This window comes from Bradyrhizobium sp. S3.12.5, assembly GCF_040548225.1.
Lineage (GTDB): Bacteria > Pseudomonadota > Alphaproteobacteria > Rhizobiales > Xanthobacteraceae > Bradyrhizobium > Bradyrhizobium cytisi.
The window spans coordinates 292,194-305,968 of the sequence record NZ_JBEPRF010000003.1 but is presented as its reverse complement, the minus strand read 5'-3'; the positions used below and the strand labels follow the sequence as shown (position 1 = coordinate 305,968).

The 13,775-nt window shown below is 65.6% G+C and carries 13 protein-coding genes; 8 read left to right on the top strand and 5 right to left on the bottom strand.

Features of this window, described 5'->3' with window-relative positions:
* Positions 1 to 507 precede the first annotated feature (507 nt).
* The gene (locus ABIC09_RS05510; RefSeq protein ID WP_148756019.1) at positions 508 to 1,206 is read left to right on the top strand and encodes an ABC transporter permease; all 699 of its coding nucleotides are present in this window, start codon (positions 508 to 510) and stop codon (positions 1,204 to 1,206) included.
* On the opposite strand, the gene ABIC09_RS05505 is transcribed toward ABIC09_RS05510, so the two are convergent.
* Complete coding sequence (locus tag ABIC09_RS05505; protein ID WP_354108642.1) at positions 1,180 to 1,989, bottom strand: ABC transporter substrate-binding protein; 810 nt, start codon at positions 1,987 to 1,989, stop codon at positions 1,180 to 1,182. The genes ABIC09_RS05510 and ABIC09_RS05505 overlap by 27 nt on opposite strands.
* 240 nt (positions 1,990 to 2,229) lie before the next feature.
* Between ABIC09_RS05505 and ABIC09_RS05500 the strand changes: the two genes are divergently transcribed.
* Together ABIC09_RS05500 and ABIC09_RS05495 are read left to right on the top strand one after the other, a co-directional pair.
* Positions 2,230 to 2,502 (top strand): hypothetical protein, encoded by a 273-nt coding sequence (locus ABIC09_RS05500; RefSeq protein ID WP_354108641.1) that lies wholly within the window; start codon positions 2,230 to 2,232, stop codon positions 2,500 to 2,502.
* Positions 2,503 to 2,665: 163 nt separating this feature from the next.
* Entirely contained in the window at positions 2,666 to 3,520 is an 855-nt protein-coding gene (locus ABIC09_RS05495; RefSeq protein ID WP_354108640.1) for a hypothetical protein, read from the top strand.
* A 15-nt stretch (positions 3,521 to 3,535) separates the two neighbouring features.
* Here ABIC09_RS05495 and ABIC09_RS05490 read toward each other — a convergent pair whose 3' ends face one another.
* Complete coding sequence (locus tag ABIC09_RS05490) at positions 3,536 to 4,852, bottom strand: alpha/beta hydrolase (protein ID WP_354083312.1); 1,317 nt, start codon at positions 4,850 to 4,852, stop codon at positions 3,536 to 3,538.
* Between the two features lie 50 nt (positions 4,853 to 4,902).
* Between ABIC09_RS05490 and ABIC09_RS05485 the strand changes: the two genes are divergently transcribed.
* Positions 4,903 to 5,049 (top strand): hypothetical protein, encoded by a 147-nt coding sequence (locus ABIC09_RS05485; RefSeq protein WP_354035381.1) that lies wholly within the window; start codon positions 4,903 to 4,905, stop codon positions 5,047 to 5,049.
* A 68-nt stretch (positions 5,050 to 5,117) separates the two neighbouring features.
* Positions 5,118 to 6,008 carry a BJP family subclass B3 metallo-beta-lactamase gene (blaBJP, locus tag ABIC09_RS05480; protein ID WP_354108639.1) on the top strand — a complete coding sequence of 297 codons (891 nt, stop codon included), beginning with the start codon at positions 5,118 to 5,120 and terminating at the stop codon, positions 6,006 to 6,008.
* A 9-nt stretch (positions 6,009 to 6,017) separates the two neighbouring features.
* Here the strand turns inward: blaBJP and hutU are convergent, their stop codons facing one another.
* The 3 genes from hutU to hutI are packed head-to-tail and all read right to left on the bottom strand — an operon-like array spanning position 6,018 to position 10,484.
* Positions 6,018 to 7,688, bottom strand: a complete 1,671-nt coding sequence (hutU, locus tag ABIC09_RS05475) for a urocanate hydratase (RefSeq protein WP_354108638.1) — start codon at positions 7,686 to 7,688, stop codon at positions 6,018 to 6,020.
* A gap of 25 nt (positions 7,689 to 7,713) precedes the next feature.
* Positions 7,714 to 9,273 carry a histidine ammonia-lyase gene (gene hutH, locus ABIC09_RS05470; protein ID WP_354108637.1) on the bottom strand — a complete coding sequence of 520 codons (1,560 nt, stop codon included), beginning with the start codon at positions 9,271 to 9,273 and terminating at the stop codon, positions 7,714 to 7,716.
* Positions 9,270 to 10,484, bottom strand: a complete 1,215-nt coding sequence (hutI, locus tag ABIC09_RS05465; protein WP_354108636.1) for an imidazolonepropionase — start codon at positions 10,482 to 10,484, stop codon at positions 9,270 to 9,272. Before hutI ends, hutH begins: the two co-directional genes overlap by 4 nt.
* A 98-nt stretch (positions 10,485 to 10,582) precedes the next feature.
* Between hutI and ABIC09_RS05460 the strand changes: the two genes are divergently transcribed.
* The 3 genes from ABIC09_RS05460 (at position 10,583) to ABIC09_RS05450 (ending at position 13,717) form a co-directional block, all read left to right on the top strand.
* Positions 10,583 to 11,941: a formimidoylglutamate deiminase gene (locus ABIC09_RS05460; RefSeq protein WP_354108635.1), complete on the top strand. Its 1,359-nt coding sequence runs from the start codon at positions 10,583 to 10,585 to the stop codon at positions 11,939 to 11,941.
* A complete protein-coding gene (gene hutC / locus ABIC09_RS05455) occupies positions 11,938 to 12,666 on the top strand; it encodes a histidine utilization transcriptional repressor HutC (protein WP_354108634.1) in 729 nt (242 codons plus the stop codon). The genes ABIC09_RS05460 and hutC overlap by 4 nt, the downstream gene beginning before the upstream one ends.
* Positions 12,667 to 12,772: 106 nt before the next feature.
* On the top strand, positions 12,773 to 13,717 hold the full coding sequence (locus tag ABIC09_RS05450) for an ABC transporter substrate-binding protein (protein ID WP_148756008.1): 945 nt from the start codon (positions 12,773 to 12,775) through the stop codon (positions 13,715 to 13,717).
* Positions 13,718 to 13,775: the final 58 nt, after the last annotated feature.

Below are 13,775 nucleotides of genomic sequence, written 5' to 3'. Positions count from 1 at the left end.
TCCTTTGGCCTCCGTCGCCTTGCGAAAAGATGGCGACGAGGAGCCGGTTGGCCCGCTGCCGCCTTCCGCAAGGCTTGACTGTAGCGACGACAGTCAGGACCACACGGTTTTGCCGTACGCAGCACGCGCCGTTCGTCACACGCGGCCGAGTGCTCACGAGGTTCGGCTCAATCCTCCGCTCGCCCTGCTCCCGACCCCTGCGTGCCGACGCGCGCCGGCGTCCACCGCAACTCACCCACGTACCGGACGACTCGCGATCCGTCCCTCGTGCCGGGTAAGCTGGAACGATACATACGCCAATTCCGAATTTCGGTAAAGCGGTATATTTTCGTGATACTGGCTTGACAATCGGGAGCTCGCTGTTGGCAGAGTGTTTTGCCCGTCGGAGGAGACCTTGTATTCTCTAACCTGTCGGCACGAACGGCAGGGACCAAGTGTGAAGCAACTTCGCAGCCACGACATCGACCATTCCAGGACATTCGGCCCTGCACCGGGGCATCAGGCCGGATGAACGACTTCGCACGATCCGTCGTTGCTGCCTTCACGCTGATTGGCGAAGCCGATCCCGAGCTGGTCGGCATTGTCGCCCTCTCGGTGCGCGTCAGCCTGACGGCCAGCATCGTCGCACTGCTGATCGGCGCGCCGTTCGGGGCCTTTCTTGCGATCACCCGCTTCCGCGGGCGGCAGGTCGTCATCGTGCTGACCAATGCGCTGCTTGGCCTGCCGCCGGTCGTGGTCGGACTGGCGCTCTATCTTCTGCTGTCGCGATCCGGTCCGCTCGGCGCCGCCGGCCTGCTGTTCACGCCGGCGGCCATGGTGATCGCACAGACGCTGCTGGCGACCCCGATCGTGGTCGCGCTGGTGCACCGGCCGGCGAGCCTGCTGTGGGCGGAATATGGCGACCTTGCGCGGATCGACGGACTATCGACGCTGCGCAGCATCGGCCTACTGTTCGCACTCGGCCGGACCTCGCTGCTGACAGCCTTTCTCGCGGCGTTCGGACGCGCCATCGCCGAAGTGGGCGCCATCATCATTGTTGGCGGCAACATTCGTGGCTTTACCCGCACGATGACCACCGCGATCGCGCTGGAGACCAGCAAGGGCGACCTGCCGCTGGCACTCGGGCTCGGGCTGATCCTGCTCGCGCTCAGCGTGGCGGTCTCGACACTCGCCTTCCTGCTAGTGGGACGCATTGGGGAAAAATAGCTGCTCGCCGCCGACCTTGTAGCCGGCGATCGCGTCCTGCCCCTTGGGCGAGATTAGCCAGTCGATGAAGGCTTGCCCGTCCATCGCCTTCACGTTCGGATGCTTTTCCGGATTGACCAGCATGACGCCGTACTGATTGAACAGCCGCTTGTCGCCCTCGGTCAGGATCGCAAGCTCGCCGCGGTTCTTGAACGACAGCCAGGTGCCGCGGTCCGACAGAAGGTAGGCGCTCGACGACGACGCCATGTTGAGTGCCGGGCCCATGCCCTGGCCGATCTCGCGGTACCAGCCGTCCTTGCCGATCGCGACATCGACGCCGGCCTCCTTCCACAATCTCAGCTCGGCCGCATGCGTGCCGGACTTGTCGCCGCGCGAAATGAACGGCGCCTTTGACGCCGCGATTTTACGCAGGGCCTCAGCGACGTCCTTGCCACCGGCGATTTCTGCGGGATCGCTCCTTGGGCCGACGATGATGAAATCGTTGTACATGACGTCAAAACGCTTCACGCCCTGCCCCTCGGACATGAACTTGTCTTCGGCCGGCCTGTCATGGACGAACACCACATCGGCATCGCCGCGCCGGCCGATGTCCAGCGCCTGGCCGGTGCCGACGGCCACGACCTTGACCTCGATGCCTTCGGCCGTCGAGAACAGCGGCAGCAAATAGCCGAACAGCCCCGACTGCTCCGTCGATGTCGTCGAGGCCACGGTAATGCTGCGGTCTTGCGCCGGTGCACATGTCGACCAGACCAGAACCGCTGCGATGGCGGCAAGCTTTTTCATTGCGTCGTCCTTACGCCCATGGACTTTCAAATTAGTCGGGAAGGATGACGTAGGAAAGCTCGACGTTCGGCGTCGTCGGCAGATCGAGCAGATCGCGCGCCGGACCGGTTCGCGAAGGGAACGCCCTCACGCCTGCCTCACGGCCGCTAAACCTCGCGTGAGTTGCCGCACGATCATGTGGCAACGCGGAATATTGTCCGTTTCGCCCGATCCATTCGATAGAACGGTTTGGAGCGTCCCATGACAAAGACAAGCATCGTCGCGGCCTTGCGGATCATTTTGTCGCTTGCGATCGCCGGCCCGGCGCGGGCCTGGCCCGGACAGTTGTCAAGCCTCGACTGCACGTGGGGCGGCAAGCATGCGGAATGCGAAGCGCTCACCATGGCGCTGGTCCGCAAGCACGCCCTCGCGCATCCGCACATCCGCAAGACCGAGCACGCGGCCATCCGGCTTGTGCCAACGCGCCAGCCCGATCGCAACGAAGATCCACTCGCATCGATGCATTTCGAATGAACGCCGCGGCGCGCGAGACTGTGCAGATGTTCTGCAATTGGTCCCGCCTAGATTGACAGGGGTGTGACGGCCGGGGCAGTTTTTCACATTGCTGGCGAATCAGCGATGGCCTACGGCCTGAGTATCTCTTGGACAACTCCCAGTGCTTTCGAGACTGATATCGTTGCTGAGCCGCATTCCTGCGGTGAAATGGGCGTTCAACCGGCTACGGCCTCTGCCGCACAGCGGCAGTCTCGAGGTGGCGCGTAGCGCTGCGGATGAAGAGTCGGTCATCGAGGAAGAAGCTTCGATCTCTTCGGTTGGTGTTGCGAGCGGGACGGTCGACGCGCCCGAAGTCATCAGCAGTGATCCGCCTGCGGAACACTCGACGGATGTTGAACCCGACGTCGTCGAAGAGGTCCCGGTCTCGACTGTCGAAGTCGAAGCCGTCGAGGCGCCTGAGCCCCTTATCATCAGCGAGGCATCTGCGGAACTTCCGGCCAATGTCGAGCCGGGCCTTGAGGAGCTGGTCTTCATCGCGCCTGTCGCGACGGAGACGGTTTCGGTCGAGCCCTCCGAGCTCGTCACGGAAGACGAACCCGCATCCGTCGCTTCCGTGGAGCCCGAACCGGTTGCCGTCGATGAGACGCCCGTCCCGGCCGTTGTCGCAGAGGAGACGATCGCCGACGCGCCGAAGGCTCGTGCAATGGCCGTGGAGCCCGCCGATCGCGCCGCGCTGATCCGGCAACGTTGGGCCGGGACCGGGATCAGGATGTGGAATCCGCGGCTTCACGGCACCGGCGATGCCACGCTGAACATCCAGGGGCGCATCGGACTGCTGCCGCCAGAGCCCGGCGAGACGATGCCGCGCTACGACAAGCTCGAATTCAGGATGCTCGGCGGCCAGATCGTCTGCGAAGGCGTGATTGTCGAGGCTCCCGTGCATGCCGGCCAGCGCAGCTTCACCCGGCTCGCCGAGCCGCGTGGCGCCGATCGCACCCGCGAGGCGGTGCGGGAACGTCAGGCCGCCCTCGCCTGATCCTTCTGCGATGACTCAAGGGATCGGATAGCCCTTCCAGACCCACTCCAGCGCCGAAGGCAGCGTTTGCGCGATCGTCGGACGATCGACGTGCTTGGCATTGCGCACGAACAGGAACTGGTAGTGGTAACCCTTCGCCGCCAGCACCTTCGCCATCACGGCGTTCGACAAGGTCCAGTCGTGCATGCCGTCGGGAATGGTTGGGTTGGGATAGAACAGGTCCTGGTCGCCGCCGAAATACCAGAAGCGGATCGGCTTGGTCGGCGCGGCGACGATCAGCGGCACGCCAGGCGGTTCGGCCGGCGTCAGCACGCCCGCCTTCGAGATCAGGTTCGGGCCCGCCGGTCCCGCCCACGCGCTGTGATATTCCCAGGCGCCGCCACGCAGTGACGGATCATGCGGCCATTGCTGGTTGACCATGGTCGGCGAGAACGCCAGCACGCGATGATAGAGATCGGGATAGAACCAGGCCATGGTGAAGGCTGCCACGCCGCTCGAGCTCAGCCCCATGGTCGCGCGTCCTTCGGGGTTCCTGGTGAGCTTGACGCCGGCGTTCTGCTCGACGAGCGGCAGCACCTCGCGCTCGACGAACTGCGCGTAGGCCCCCGACACCGCGTCATATTCACGGCCGCGCTGACTGCCCTGCGCATCCTGCCCGCCATTGCCGATCTGGATCGCGATCATCGGCGGCACGCGGCGCTGCGCGATCAGATTGTCGAGTGTGGCCGGGAGATCCTTGTAGGCGGCAGAGCCGCCGTCGCCGATCACAATGAAGGGCGCCTCGGTACCGGGTACGTATTGCGCCGGCACATAGACGTCGATCGTGCGCGACCAGATGCCGGGATGGCTGGTGGTGACGATCATGTTCGACTTGTCGTCCGGCGCGGTCACGGTCGTCATGATCGAGGAATTGGTGCAGCCGGCAACGTCGTCGCGGATCAGGCCGGGATTGTAGATCGTGCTGTCCTTCGACGAGAGCGTGAAGGATTTTGTCGTGCCGCGCGGCACGCCCTCCTTCGCGATGGTCTCGGGCGCGGGATTGTGGGTGGGGCCAATGATGAAATTGCCTTCCGCACCCGGTGGCGGCAGCGTGCCGTCGGGCAGCTCGGTCGCGCGCGGATAGTTGGGATTGGAGGGATCGCGCGTCGGCGGCGTGGTCTTGAAATCGAGGCCGGTGGTGTCGATGAAGAACGGCGCCGCCTTGTCGGTGGTGTTGGCGCCCGGCGGCACGGCCATGTTCTGGGTCACGCAGGCCGGCTGCGCGAAGGCTGTCGAAGCCAAGCAGACGAGGGACATCAGCGCCCCCGTCAGGACGGACAATGATTTGGTCATTTCAGCTCCCGGTGCTGACGAGTCCTTGCTGGCTCGTCTTGAGGCAAAGTATGGCGGCCGGCCCGCACGCGGTCAAACGCGATCGGCGCAGTGCAGCAATCGCCGCCATGCTCAAACCGGACAGCGACCGTTATTCCGCGCATGACGCAGAATTTTTCGAGCATCAGGCCGTTGCTGCCCCACCGCGCAGCATTTAGCGTGCGCCTGGTCGATCCGCGGGCGTCACCTGCGGTCGCAACGACAACAACAACCGGGAGGACAATCCATGAGAAAGCTCGCGGCCGCGCTGTGCGCGCTGGCATTCTTCGCACCTGCCGCGCAGGCCCAGACCATCAAGGACTTCCTGGCGGCGGTCATGGTGAAGTGGACGGCGCCGTTCGAGCCATTCCAGCTCATCGACAACATCTATTATGTCGGCACCGACGGCATCGCCGTCTATGTCATCAAGACGTCGCAGGGCCTGATTCTGATTGACACCGCGATGCCGCAGTCGACCGGCATGATCAAGGACCACATCGCCAAGCTCGGCTTCAAGGTCGCCGACATCAAATACATCCTCAACAGCCACGCCCATCTCGATCACACCGGCGGCTTTGCCGAGATCAAGAAGGACAGCGGCGCGCAGCTTGTCGCGGGCGAACGCGACAAGCCGCTGCTCGAAGGCGGCTACTATCCGGGCGACGAGAAGAACGCGGACCTCGGATTTGCCCCGGTGAAGGTCGATCGCACGGTGAAGGAAGGCGACAAGGTGACGCTCGGCGACACCACGCTGACGGCGCATGAGACACCCGGCCATTCGCCGGGCTGCACCAGCTGGGAGATGACGGTGAAGGACGGCGACCATGACCGCCAGGTGCTGTTCTTCTGCAGCGGCACCGTGGCGCTGAACCGGCTGGTCGGCCAGCCGACCTATCCCGGCATCGTCGACGACTACCGCGCGACCTTCACCAAGGCCAAGGCGATGAAGATCGACGTACTGCTCGGGCCGCATCCCGAGGTCTACGGCATGCAGGACAAGCGCGCGCAGCAGATCAAGAGCGCCACGCCAAATCCGTTCGTCAAGCCCGGAGAGCTCGCGACCTACGCCACAGGCCTGTCGGAGGATTTCGACAAGCAGCTCGCCAAGCAGACGGCCGCGCTTCAAACGGCGAAGTGAAGGCCGCCGCTACTTCGTCAGGCTCGGCAGCTCTAGCCCCTTGTCACGGGCGCAGTCGATCGCGATGTCGTACCCCGCATCCGCATGGCGCATGACGCCGCTGGCCGGATCGTTCCAGAGCACGCGCGCGATGCGCTTGGCGGCCTCCGGCGTGCCGTCGGCGACGATCACCATGCCGGCGTGCTGCGAATAGCCGATGCCGACGCCACCGCCGTGATGCAGCGAGACCCAGGTCGCGCCGCTGGCGCAATTGAGCAGCGCGTTGAGCAAGGGCCAGTCGGACACGGCATCCGATCCGTCCTTCATCGCCTCGGTCTCGCGGTTGGGGCTTGCCACCGAGCCGCTGTCGAGATGGTCGCGGCCGATCACGATCGGCGCCTTCAACTCGCCGCGTGCCACCATCTCGTTGAAGGCAAGGCCGAGGCGATGACGATCGCCGAGACCAACCCAGCAGATCCGCGCCGGCAGCCCCTGGAACTTGATGCGCTCCCTGGCCATGTCGAGCCAATTGTGCAGATGCTTGTCGTCAGGCATCAGCTCCTTGACCTTGGCGTCGGTCCTGAAGATGTCCTCGGGATCGCCCGAGAGCGCGGCCCAGCGGAACGGCCCGACGCCGCGGCAGAACAGGGGACGGATATAGGCGGGAACGAAGCCGGGGAAATCGAAGGCGTTCTTGAGGCCCATGTCCTGCGCCATCTGGCGGATGTTGTTGCCGTAGTCGAGCGTCGGGATTCCCAGCGCGTGGAAATCCAGCATGGCCTGAACGTGCTCGACCATCGATGTCTTCGACGCAAGCTCCACCGACTTCGGATCGGACGCCCGCCTGGCTTCCCAATCGGCCAGCGACCAGCCCTTCGGCAAGTAGCCGTTGATCGGATCATGCGCGCTGGTCTGGTCGGTGACGATGTCGGGCTTGACGCCGCGACGCACCAGCTCCGGAAAAATCTCCGCGGCATTGCCGAGCAGGCCGACCGAGACCGCCTTCTTCGTCTTCGCGGCCTCCGCCATGATCGCCAGCGCTTCGTCGAGCGTTGCGGCCTGACGATCGAGATAGCCGGTACGCAGGCGCATCTCGATGCGGCTCGGCTGGCATTCGACCGCAAGCATCGAAGCGCCGGCCATGGTCGCCGCCAGCGGCTGCGCGCCGCCCATGCCGCCGAGACCGGCGGTGAGAATCCATTTTCCGGCAAGGCTGCCGCCATAATGACGACGGCCGACCTCGACAAAGGTCTCGTAGGTGCCCTGCACGATGCCCTGGCTGCCGATATAGATCCAGGAGCCGGCCGTCATCTGGCCGTACATCATCAGGCCCAGGCGATCGAGCTCGTTGAAATGATCGAGCGTCGCCCAATGCGGCACGATGTTGGAGTTCGCGATCAGCACACGCGGGGCATCGGCATGGGTGCGGAAGACGCCAACCGGCTTGCCGGACTGAACCAGCAGCGTCTGGTCGGCTTCCAGCGTGCGCAACGAAGCAACGATCCGGTCAAAGCTCTCCCAGTCGCGCGCGGCGCGGCCGATGCCGCCATAGACGACGAGCTCGCTCGGGCGCTCGGCGACATCAGGATCGAGATTGTTCATCAGCATGCGGAGCGGTGCTTCCGTCAGCCAGCTCTTGGCACTGATGTCGCTGCCGCGGGGGGCGCGGATGGTGCGGTCATTGTCCAGTCGGCGGTTCATGAAGGCCTCTTCAGACGAGTCTTGTTCAGTCAAGTTTTGGGAACGGATCGGTTGGAAGCGCCGTGAGCGCCGCGGCCGGCAGCGCATCGGCTTCGATCAGCGCGGCGGCCTTGGCGAGATCGCCGGCCATATAGCGGTCGGCACCGAGCGCGGGCACCTGTTCACGCAAGGCCGCGATGACGGCGACGAGCGGCGCGCTGGTCGCATGCGGCGCGCGCAGCGTGATGCCTTGCGCTGCGACCAGAAGCTCGATGCCTAAAATCGCGGCGAGATTGTCGGCCATGTCGGAGAGCCGCCGCGCGGCATGCGCGGCCATGGAGACGTGGTCTTCCTGGTTGGCGCTGGTCGGTGTCGAATCGATCGAGCAGGCCGCCGCGCGCTGCTTGTTCTCGGCGTAGAGCGCGGCGGCCGTCACCTCGGCAATCATGAAGCCGGAATTGATACCGGGATCGGGGGTGAGGAACGGCGGCAGGCCAAAGTTGAGCGCGGGATCAACCAGCGTCGCGATGCGCCGCTCGCTGATCGCGCCAATCTCCGACAGCGCCAGCGCGATCGTATCGGCGGCAAAGGCCACCGGCTCGGCGTGGAAATTGCCGCCGGAGACGATCTCGCCGGTCTCGACCAGCACCAGCGGATTGTCGGTGACGGCGTTGGCCTCGGTGATCAGCGTGCGCGCGGCCTGCGTGATCAGGTCGAGCGCGGCGCCCGCGACCTGCGGCTGGCAGCGCAGGCAATAGGGATCCTGCACGCGCTCGTCGCCCTCGAGATGGGACAGGCGGATATCGCTGCCGTCGAGCAGCGCAGTCAGGGTCGCAGCCGCGGCGATCTGCCCGGGATGACCGCGGAGCGCCTGGATCTCGGGACGGAACGGCGCCGTCGAGGCCATCGCCGCATCGACCGACAGCGCGCCGGTGACAAGGGCGGCGCGCAGCAGGCCAAATGCGCGCAGCACGCCGGCAATGGCATAGGCAGTCGAGAACTGCGTGCCGTTGATCAGCGCGAGGCCCTCCTTGGGGCCGAGCGTCAACGGCGCAAGGCCGGCCGCGGCGAGCGCCTCACTGCCCGGCACCGCCTTGCCGTCGACGATCGCCTGCCCGTCGCCGATCATCACCGCCGTCATGTGGGCAAGCGGCGCGAGATCGCCGGAGGCGCCGACCGAGCCCTGCTGTGGCACCAGCGGATACACGCCCCGCGCCAGCATGGCCTGGAGCTGCTCGATGACCTCGCGGCGTACGCCGGAGGCACCGCGCCCGAGCGAGACGATTTTCAGCGCTATCATCAACCGCACGATCGGCTCCGGCGTCGCCGGGCCGACACCGCAGCAATGCGAGACGATGAGGTTGCGCTGAAGCAGCGCGGTCTGGTCCGGCGGAATCCGCTTCGACGCCAGCTTCCCGAAGCCGGTGTTGATCCCATAGACGGGAGCAGCGGCCTGCGCGGCCTTCGCAACGATCTCCGCGGCCGCCTCGACGCGCGGCCAGAACGCGGCATCGAGTATCACGGGCGCACCTGCCAGCACGCGCGCGAGGTCGTGGAGGCTCACCGTTCCCGGCTTGACGACGATCGCTGCGCGCGGCTCCATCATTGGCCCCTCCACACCCGGCGGTGCAGCGGATTGAAGCCGATGCGGTAGACGAGCTCGGCGGGACGCTCGATGTCCCAGATCGCGAGGTCGCACCATTTGCCGGCCTCAAGCGTGCCGGTCTCATCGAGCACGCCGAGTGCCCGCGCGCCTTCACGGGTGATACCGGCGAGACATTCGGCCACCGTCATCCGGAACAGCGTCGCACCCATGTTCATGGCGAGCAGCAGCGAGGTCAGCGGCGAGCTGCCGGGATTGCAGTCGGTCGCGAGCGCCATGGGAACGCCATGCTTGCGAAAGGCTTCGACCGGCGGCTTTTGCGTCTCGCGGATGAAGTAGAAGGCGCCGGGCAGCAGCACGGCCACCGTTCCGGCCTTCGCCATCGCCGCAGCGCCGGCCTCGTCGGTATGCTCCAGATGATCGGCCGACAGCGCGGAGAATTTTGCAGCGAGCGCAGCGCCGCCGAGGTTCGAGAGCTGATCGGCATGGAGCTTGACCGGCAGCCCAAGCGCCCTCGCCGCCTCGAACACACGTGCCGTGTGCTCCGCCGAGAACGCGATGCCTTCCATGAAGGCATCAACGGCATCGGCAAGGCCCGCCTTTGCGACAGCCGGCAGCATCTCGTTGCAGACGAAATCGATATAGCGATCCTTGTCGCCGTCGGCCTCCACCGGCAGCGCGTGCGCGCCGAGGAAGGAGGTGCGGATCGAGACTCTCCGTTGACGGCCGAGGCTGCGGGCGGCCGCGAGCTGGCGCATCTCGGTCTCGGTGTCGAGCCCATAGCCGGACTTGATCTCGACCGTGGTGGCACCCTCGCCGATCAACGCATCGAGCCGCGGCAGCGCGCTCGCGGCCAGGTCGGCTTCGCTCGCCTTGCGCGTCGCGGCCACCGTCGAGACGATGCCGCCGCCGGCACGCGCGATCTCCTCGTAGCTCGCGCCCTTCAGGCGCAGCTCGAACTCGTGCGCGCGGTTGCCGCCATAGACGAGATGGGTGTGGCAGTCGACGAGGCCCGGCGTGATCCAGCGCCCTTCGCAATCGATCCGCTGGACGGCGTCCGCATCCACCGGAAAGTTTGCGGCCGCGCCCGCATAGACGATGTGGCCGCCGCGTATGGCGATCACGCCATGCTCGATCTCGCAGAGATCGGGACGGTCGGCCCGCATCGTGGCGAGCCGGGCGTTGTGCCAGATCCGGTCGAAGCGCTCTGCCATGCCACTGTCCCTTCGCGAAGTCCCTGCGCCCTGGGATGCTTGACTTATATGTCTAGACATATAATCGTAAGCCGGTTCTGTCCAGCCGGCTTGTCATCATGTCCCGACTGCATTTCACCTCCGCGCTCCTGCCCTCGGGCTGGACCAATGACGTGCAGGTGGTCATCGCCGCCGGCGCGATCGCGGAGGTGACGCCGGGCGTGGCGCCGGCCGCGGGCGACGAGCGCCACGCCATCGCGCTTCCGGGACTTGCGAGCCTGCACAGCCACGCTTTCCAGCGTGGCATGGCGGGACTTGCCGAGCTGCGCGGCGACTCGGCCGATACATTCTGGACCTGGCGCGAGACAATGTATCGCTTTGCGCTAGCGATGACGCCGGACGATGTTGCCGCTGTCGCGACACTGCTTTATGTCGAGATGCTGGAGCAGGGTTTTACCCGCGTCGGCGAGTTCCATTATTTGCATCACGATCGCGACGGCTCGCCCTACGCCGATCCCGCCGAGATGGCCGCGCGCATTGCAGGGGCTGCTGAAGCCTCAAGCATCGGCCTGACACTGCTGCCGAGTTTTTATGCGCACGGCTCCTTCGGCGGCGCCGCGCCTCACGATGGTCAACGCCGCTTCATCTGCTCGGTCGATCGGTTCGCCACACTGATGGCTGCCTCGCGCAAGGCCATTGCGGCATTGCCGGGCGCCAATATCGGCATCGCGCCGCACAGTCTGCGCGCGGTGACGCCGGACGAGCTCGCGGCGATCATTCCGCTCGCCGAAGGCGGGCCGGTACACATTCATGCCGCTGAGCAGGTGAAGGAAGTCGAGGACTGCCTGGCCTGGTCGGGACGACGCCCGGTGCAATGGCTTCTTGAGCATGCCCCGGTCGATCAACGCTGGTGCCTCATTCATGCGACCCACATGACAGATGTAGAAGTCAGCGCATTCGCGAAGACCGGCGCAGTGGCAGGTCTCTGCCCTGTCACCGAGGCGAGCCTCGGCGACGGCATCTTTCCGGCACGCGAATTTCTTGACGCTGGCGGCGCGTTTGGTGTCGGCACCGATTCCAACGTGCTCGTCGGCGTCGCCGACGAGCTGCGCCAGCTTGAATATGGCCAGCGGCTCAAGCATCGCGCGCGCAACGTGCTGTCCGGCGGCGCCGGCCGTTCGACCGGGCGCACGCTGTTCGACGACGCCCTTGCGGGCGGAGCCCGGGCGCTGGCGCAGCCGGCTGCGGGCCTCGCGCCGGGCGCGCGTGCCGATATCGTCACGCTCGACGCCGCGCATCCGTCGCTGGGGGGGCGCGCGCGAGACGCCGTGATCGACGGCTGGATCTTTGCGGCACGCCTCGGCGCGATCGATTGCGTCTGGGCCGGCGGCAACAAGGTCGTTGAAGGCGGGCAGCACAAATTGCGCCGGTCCGCGCGCGAACGCTTCAATGCATCGGTGCGGAGGCTCGTCGCATGACCCTCGCGACTGATGCTGCAGACAAGCCGACGCTCTACAAGCGGATCCGCGCCGATATCGAAAAGCGTATCCTGACCGGCGAATGGCCGCCGGGCCATCGCATTCCCTTCGAGCACGAGCTGGTCGCACGTTACGGCTGCTCGCGCATGACGGTGAACAAGGCGCTGTCGGAGCTGGCGCAGGCCGACCTGATCGAGCGGCGGCGGCGTGCCGGCTCTTTCGTCCGCCGGCCGCAGCATCAGTCGGCCGTGCTCAAGATTGCCGACATCCGCGCCGAGATCACCGCACTCGGGCGCGGTTACGGCTACGAGTTGATCAGCCGCAAGCTGCGCGTCGCGACCGCTGCCGACCGCGAGCGTCTTGGCGTCAAGAAAGCCGGCAAGGTGGTCTCGATCGCGTGCCGTCACAGCGCCGACAATGTGCCCTTTGCGGTCGAGGACCGGCTGATCGATCTCGCCTCTGTGCCGAATGCTGCAACGGCGGATTTCTCGCGCGAGCCGCCGGGCTCGTGGCTGCTTCATCATGTCCCGTGGACAGAGGCCGAGCATACGATCAGCGCCATTGTCGCGGATGATCGCACGGCGGAGGCGCTCGACATCGCCGTCGGCGCGCCCTGTCTCGTGATCGACCGCTATACCTGGCGCAGCGCGCGCACGATCACCGCCGTGCGCCTGCTCTATCCCGGTGACTCTCACCGCCTTGTCGCCCGATTCAAGGGAGGTTGAGAGAACGATGTCGGCACAAATCGTGCAACGCTTCGGGCAACGGTCCCCACAGACCGACGGAGATCAACAGGACGTCAATCCATCGATCGGCAAGAGGACGACAATCATGCGTAGTTCGAAAGTATTTGCGACAATCATTGCGCTTACGGCCGCCACTCCCGTGCTCGCCGACGACGTCAAGGTCGGTGTCGGCATCTCCGGATGGACCGGCTTCGCGCCGCTGACGCTGGCGAAGGAAGCCGGCATCTTCAAGAAGAACGGCCTCGACGTCACCATCAAGAAGATCCCGCAGAAGGACCGCCACCTCGCGATTGCCTCCGGCGACGTGCAGTGCGCGGCGACCACGGTCGAGACCTGGATCTCCTGGAACGCCAACGGCGTCGCGACCAAGCAGATCTTCCAGCTCGACAAGAGCTTTGGCGCCGACGGCATGGCCGTGCGCAACGACGTCACGTCGATCAAGGAGCTGAAGGGCAAGACGGTTGCGGCTTCAGCGCCCGGCACCTCGCCCTATTTCGCGCTGGCCTGGATGCTGAAGAAGAACGGCCTCACGGTGAAGGACGTCACCGTCGTGAACCTCGAGCCGGCCGCGGCCGCGCAGGCCTTCGTCTCCGGCCAGAACGACGCCGCGATGACCTACGAGCCGTATCTGTCGACCGTGCGCGCCGCACCCGACAAGGGCAAGATCATCGCGACCACGCTGGACTACCCGATCGTGATGGACACGTTCGGCTGCACGCCGAAATTCCTTACCGAGAACCCGAAGGCAGCGCAGGCGCTGGCCGACAGTTATTTCGAATCGCTCGAGATGATCGCCAAGGACCAGGCCAAGGCCTATGAGATCATGGGCGCCGACGTGAAGCAGACCGGCGAGGCGTTCGGCAACTCGGCAAAGTACCTGCGTTGGCAGGACAAGGCCGCGAACCAGAAGTTCTTCGCGGGCGACTTCCTCGCCTTCAACAAGGATGCCGCCGAGCTTCTGCTCGAGATCGGCATCATCAAGGCCGCACCGAAGGTCGAAGACCTCTACGACGCGAGCTTCATCAAGTAAGCTTCAACGAGCTGCCGGTCCCGCCGCGAGGCGGGACCGGAGCCTGATCGACCATTCG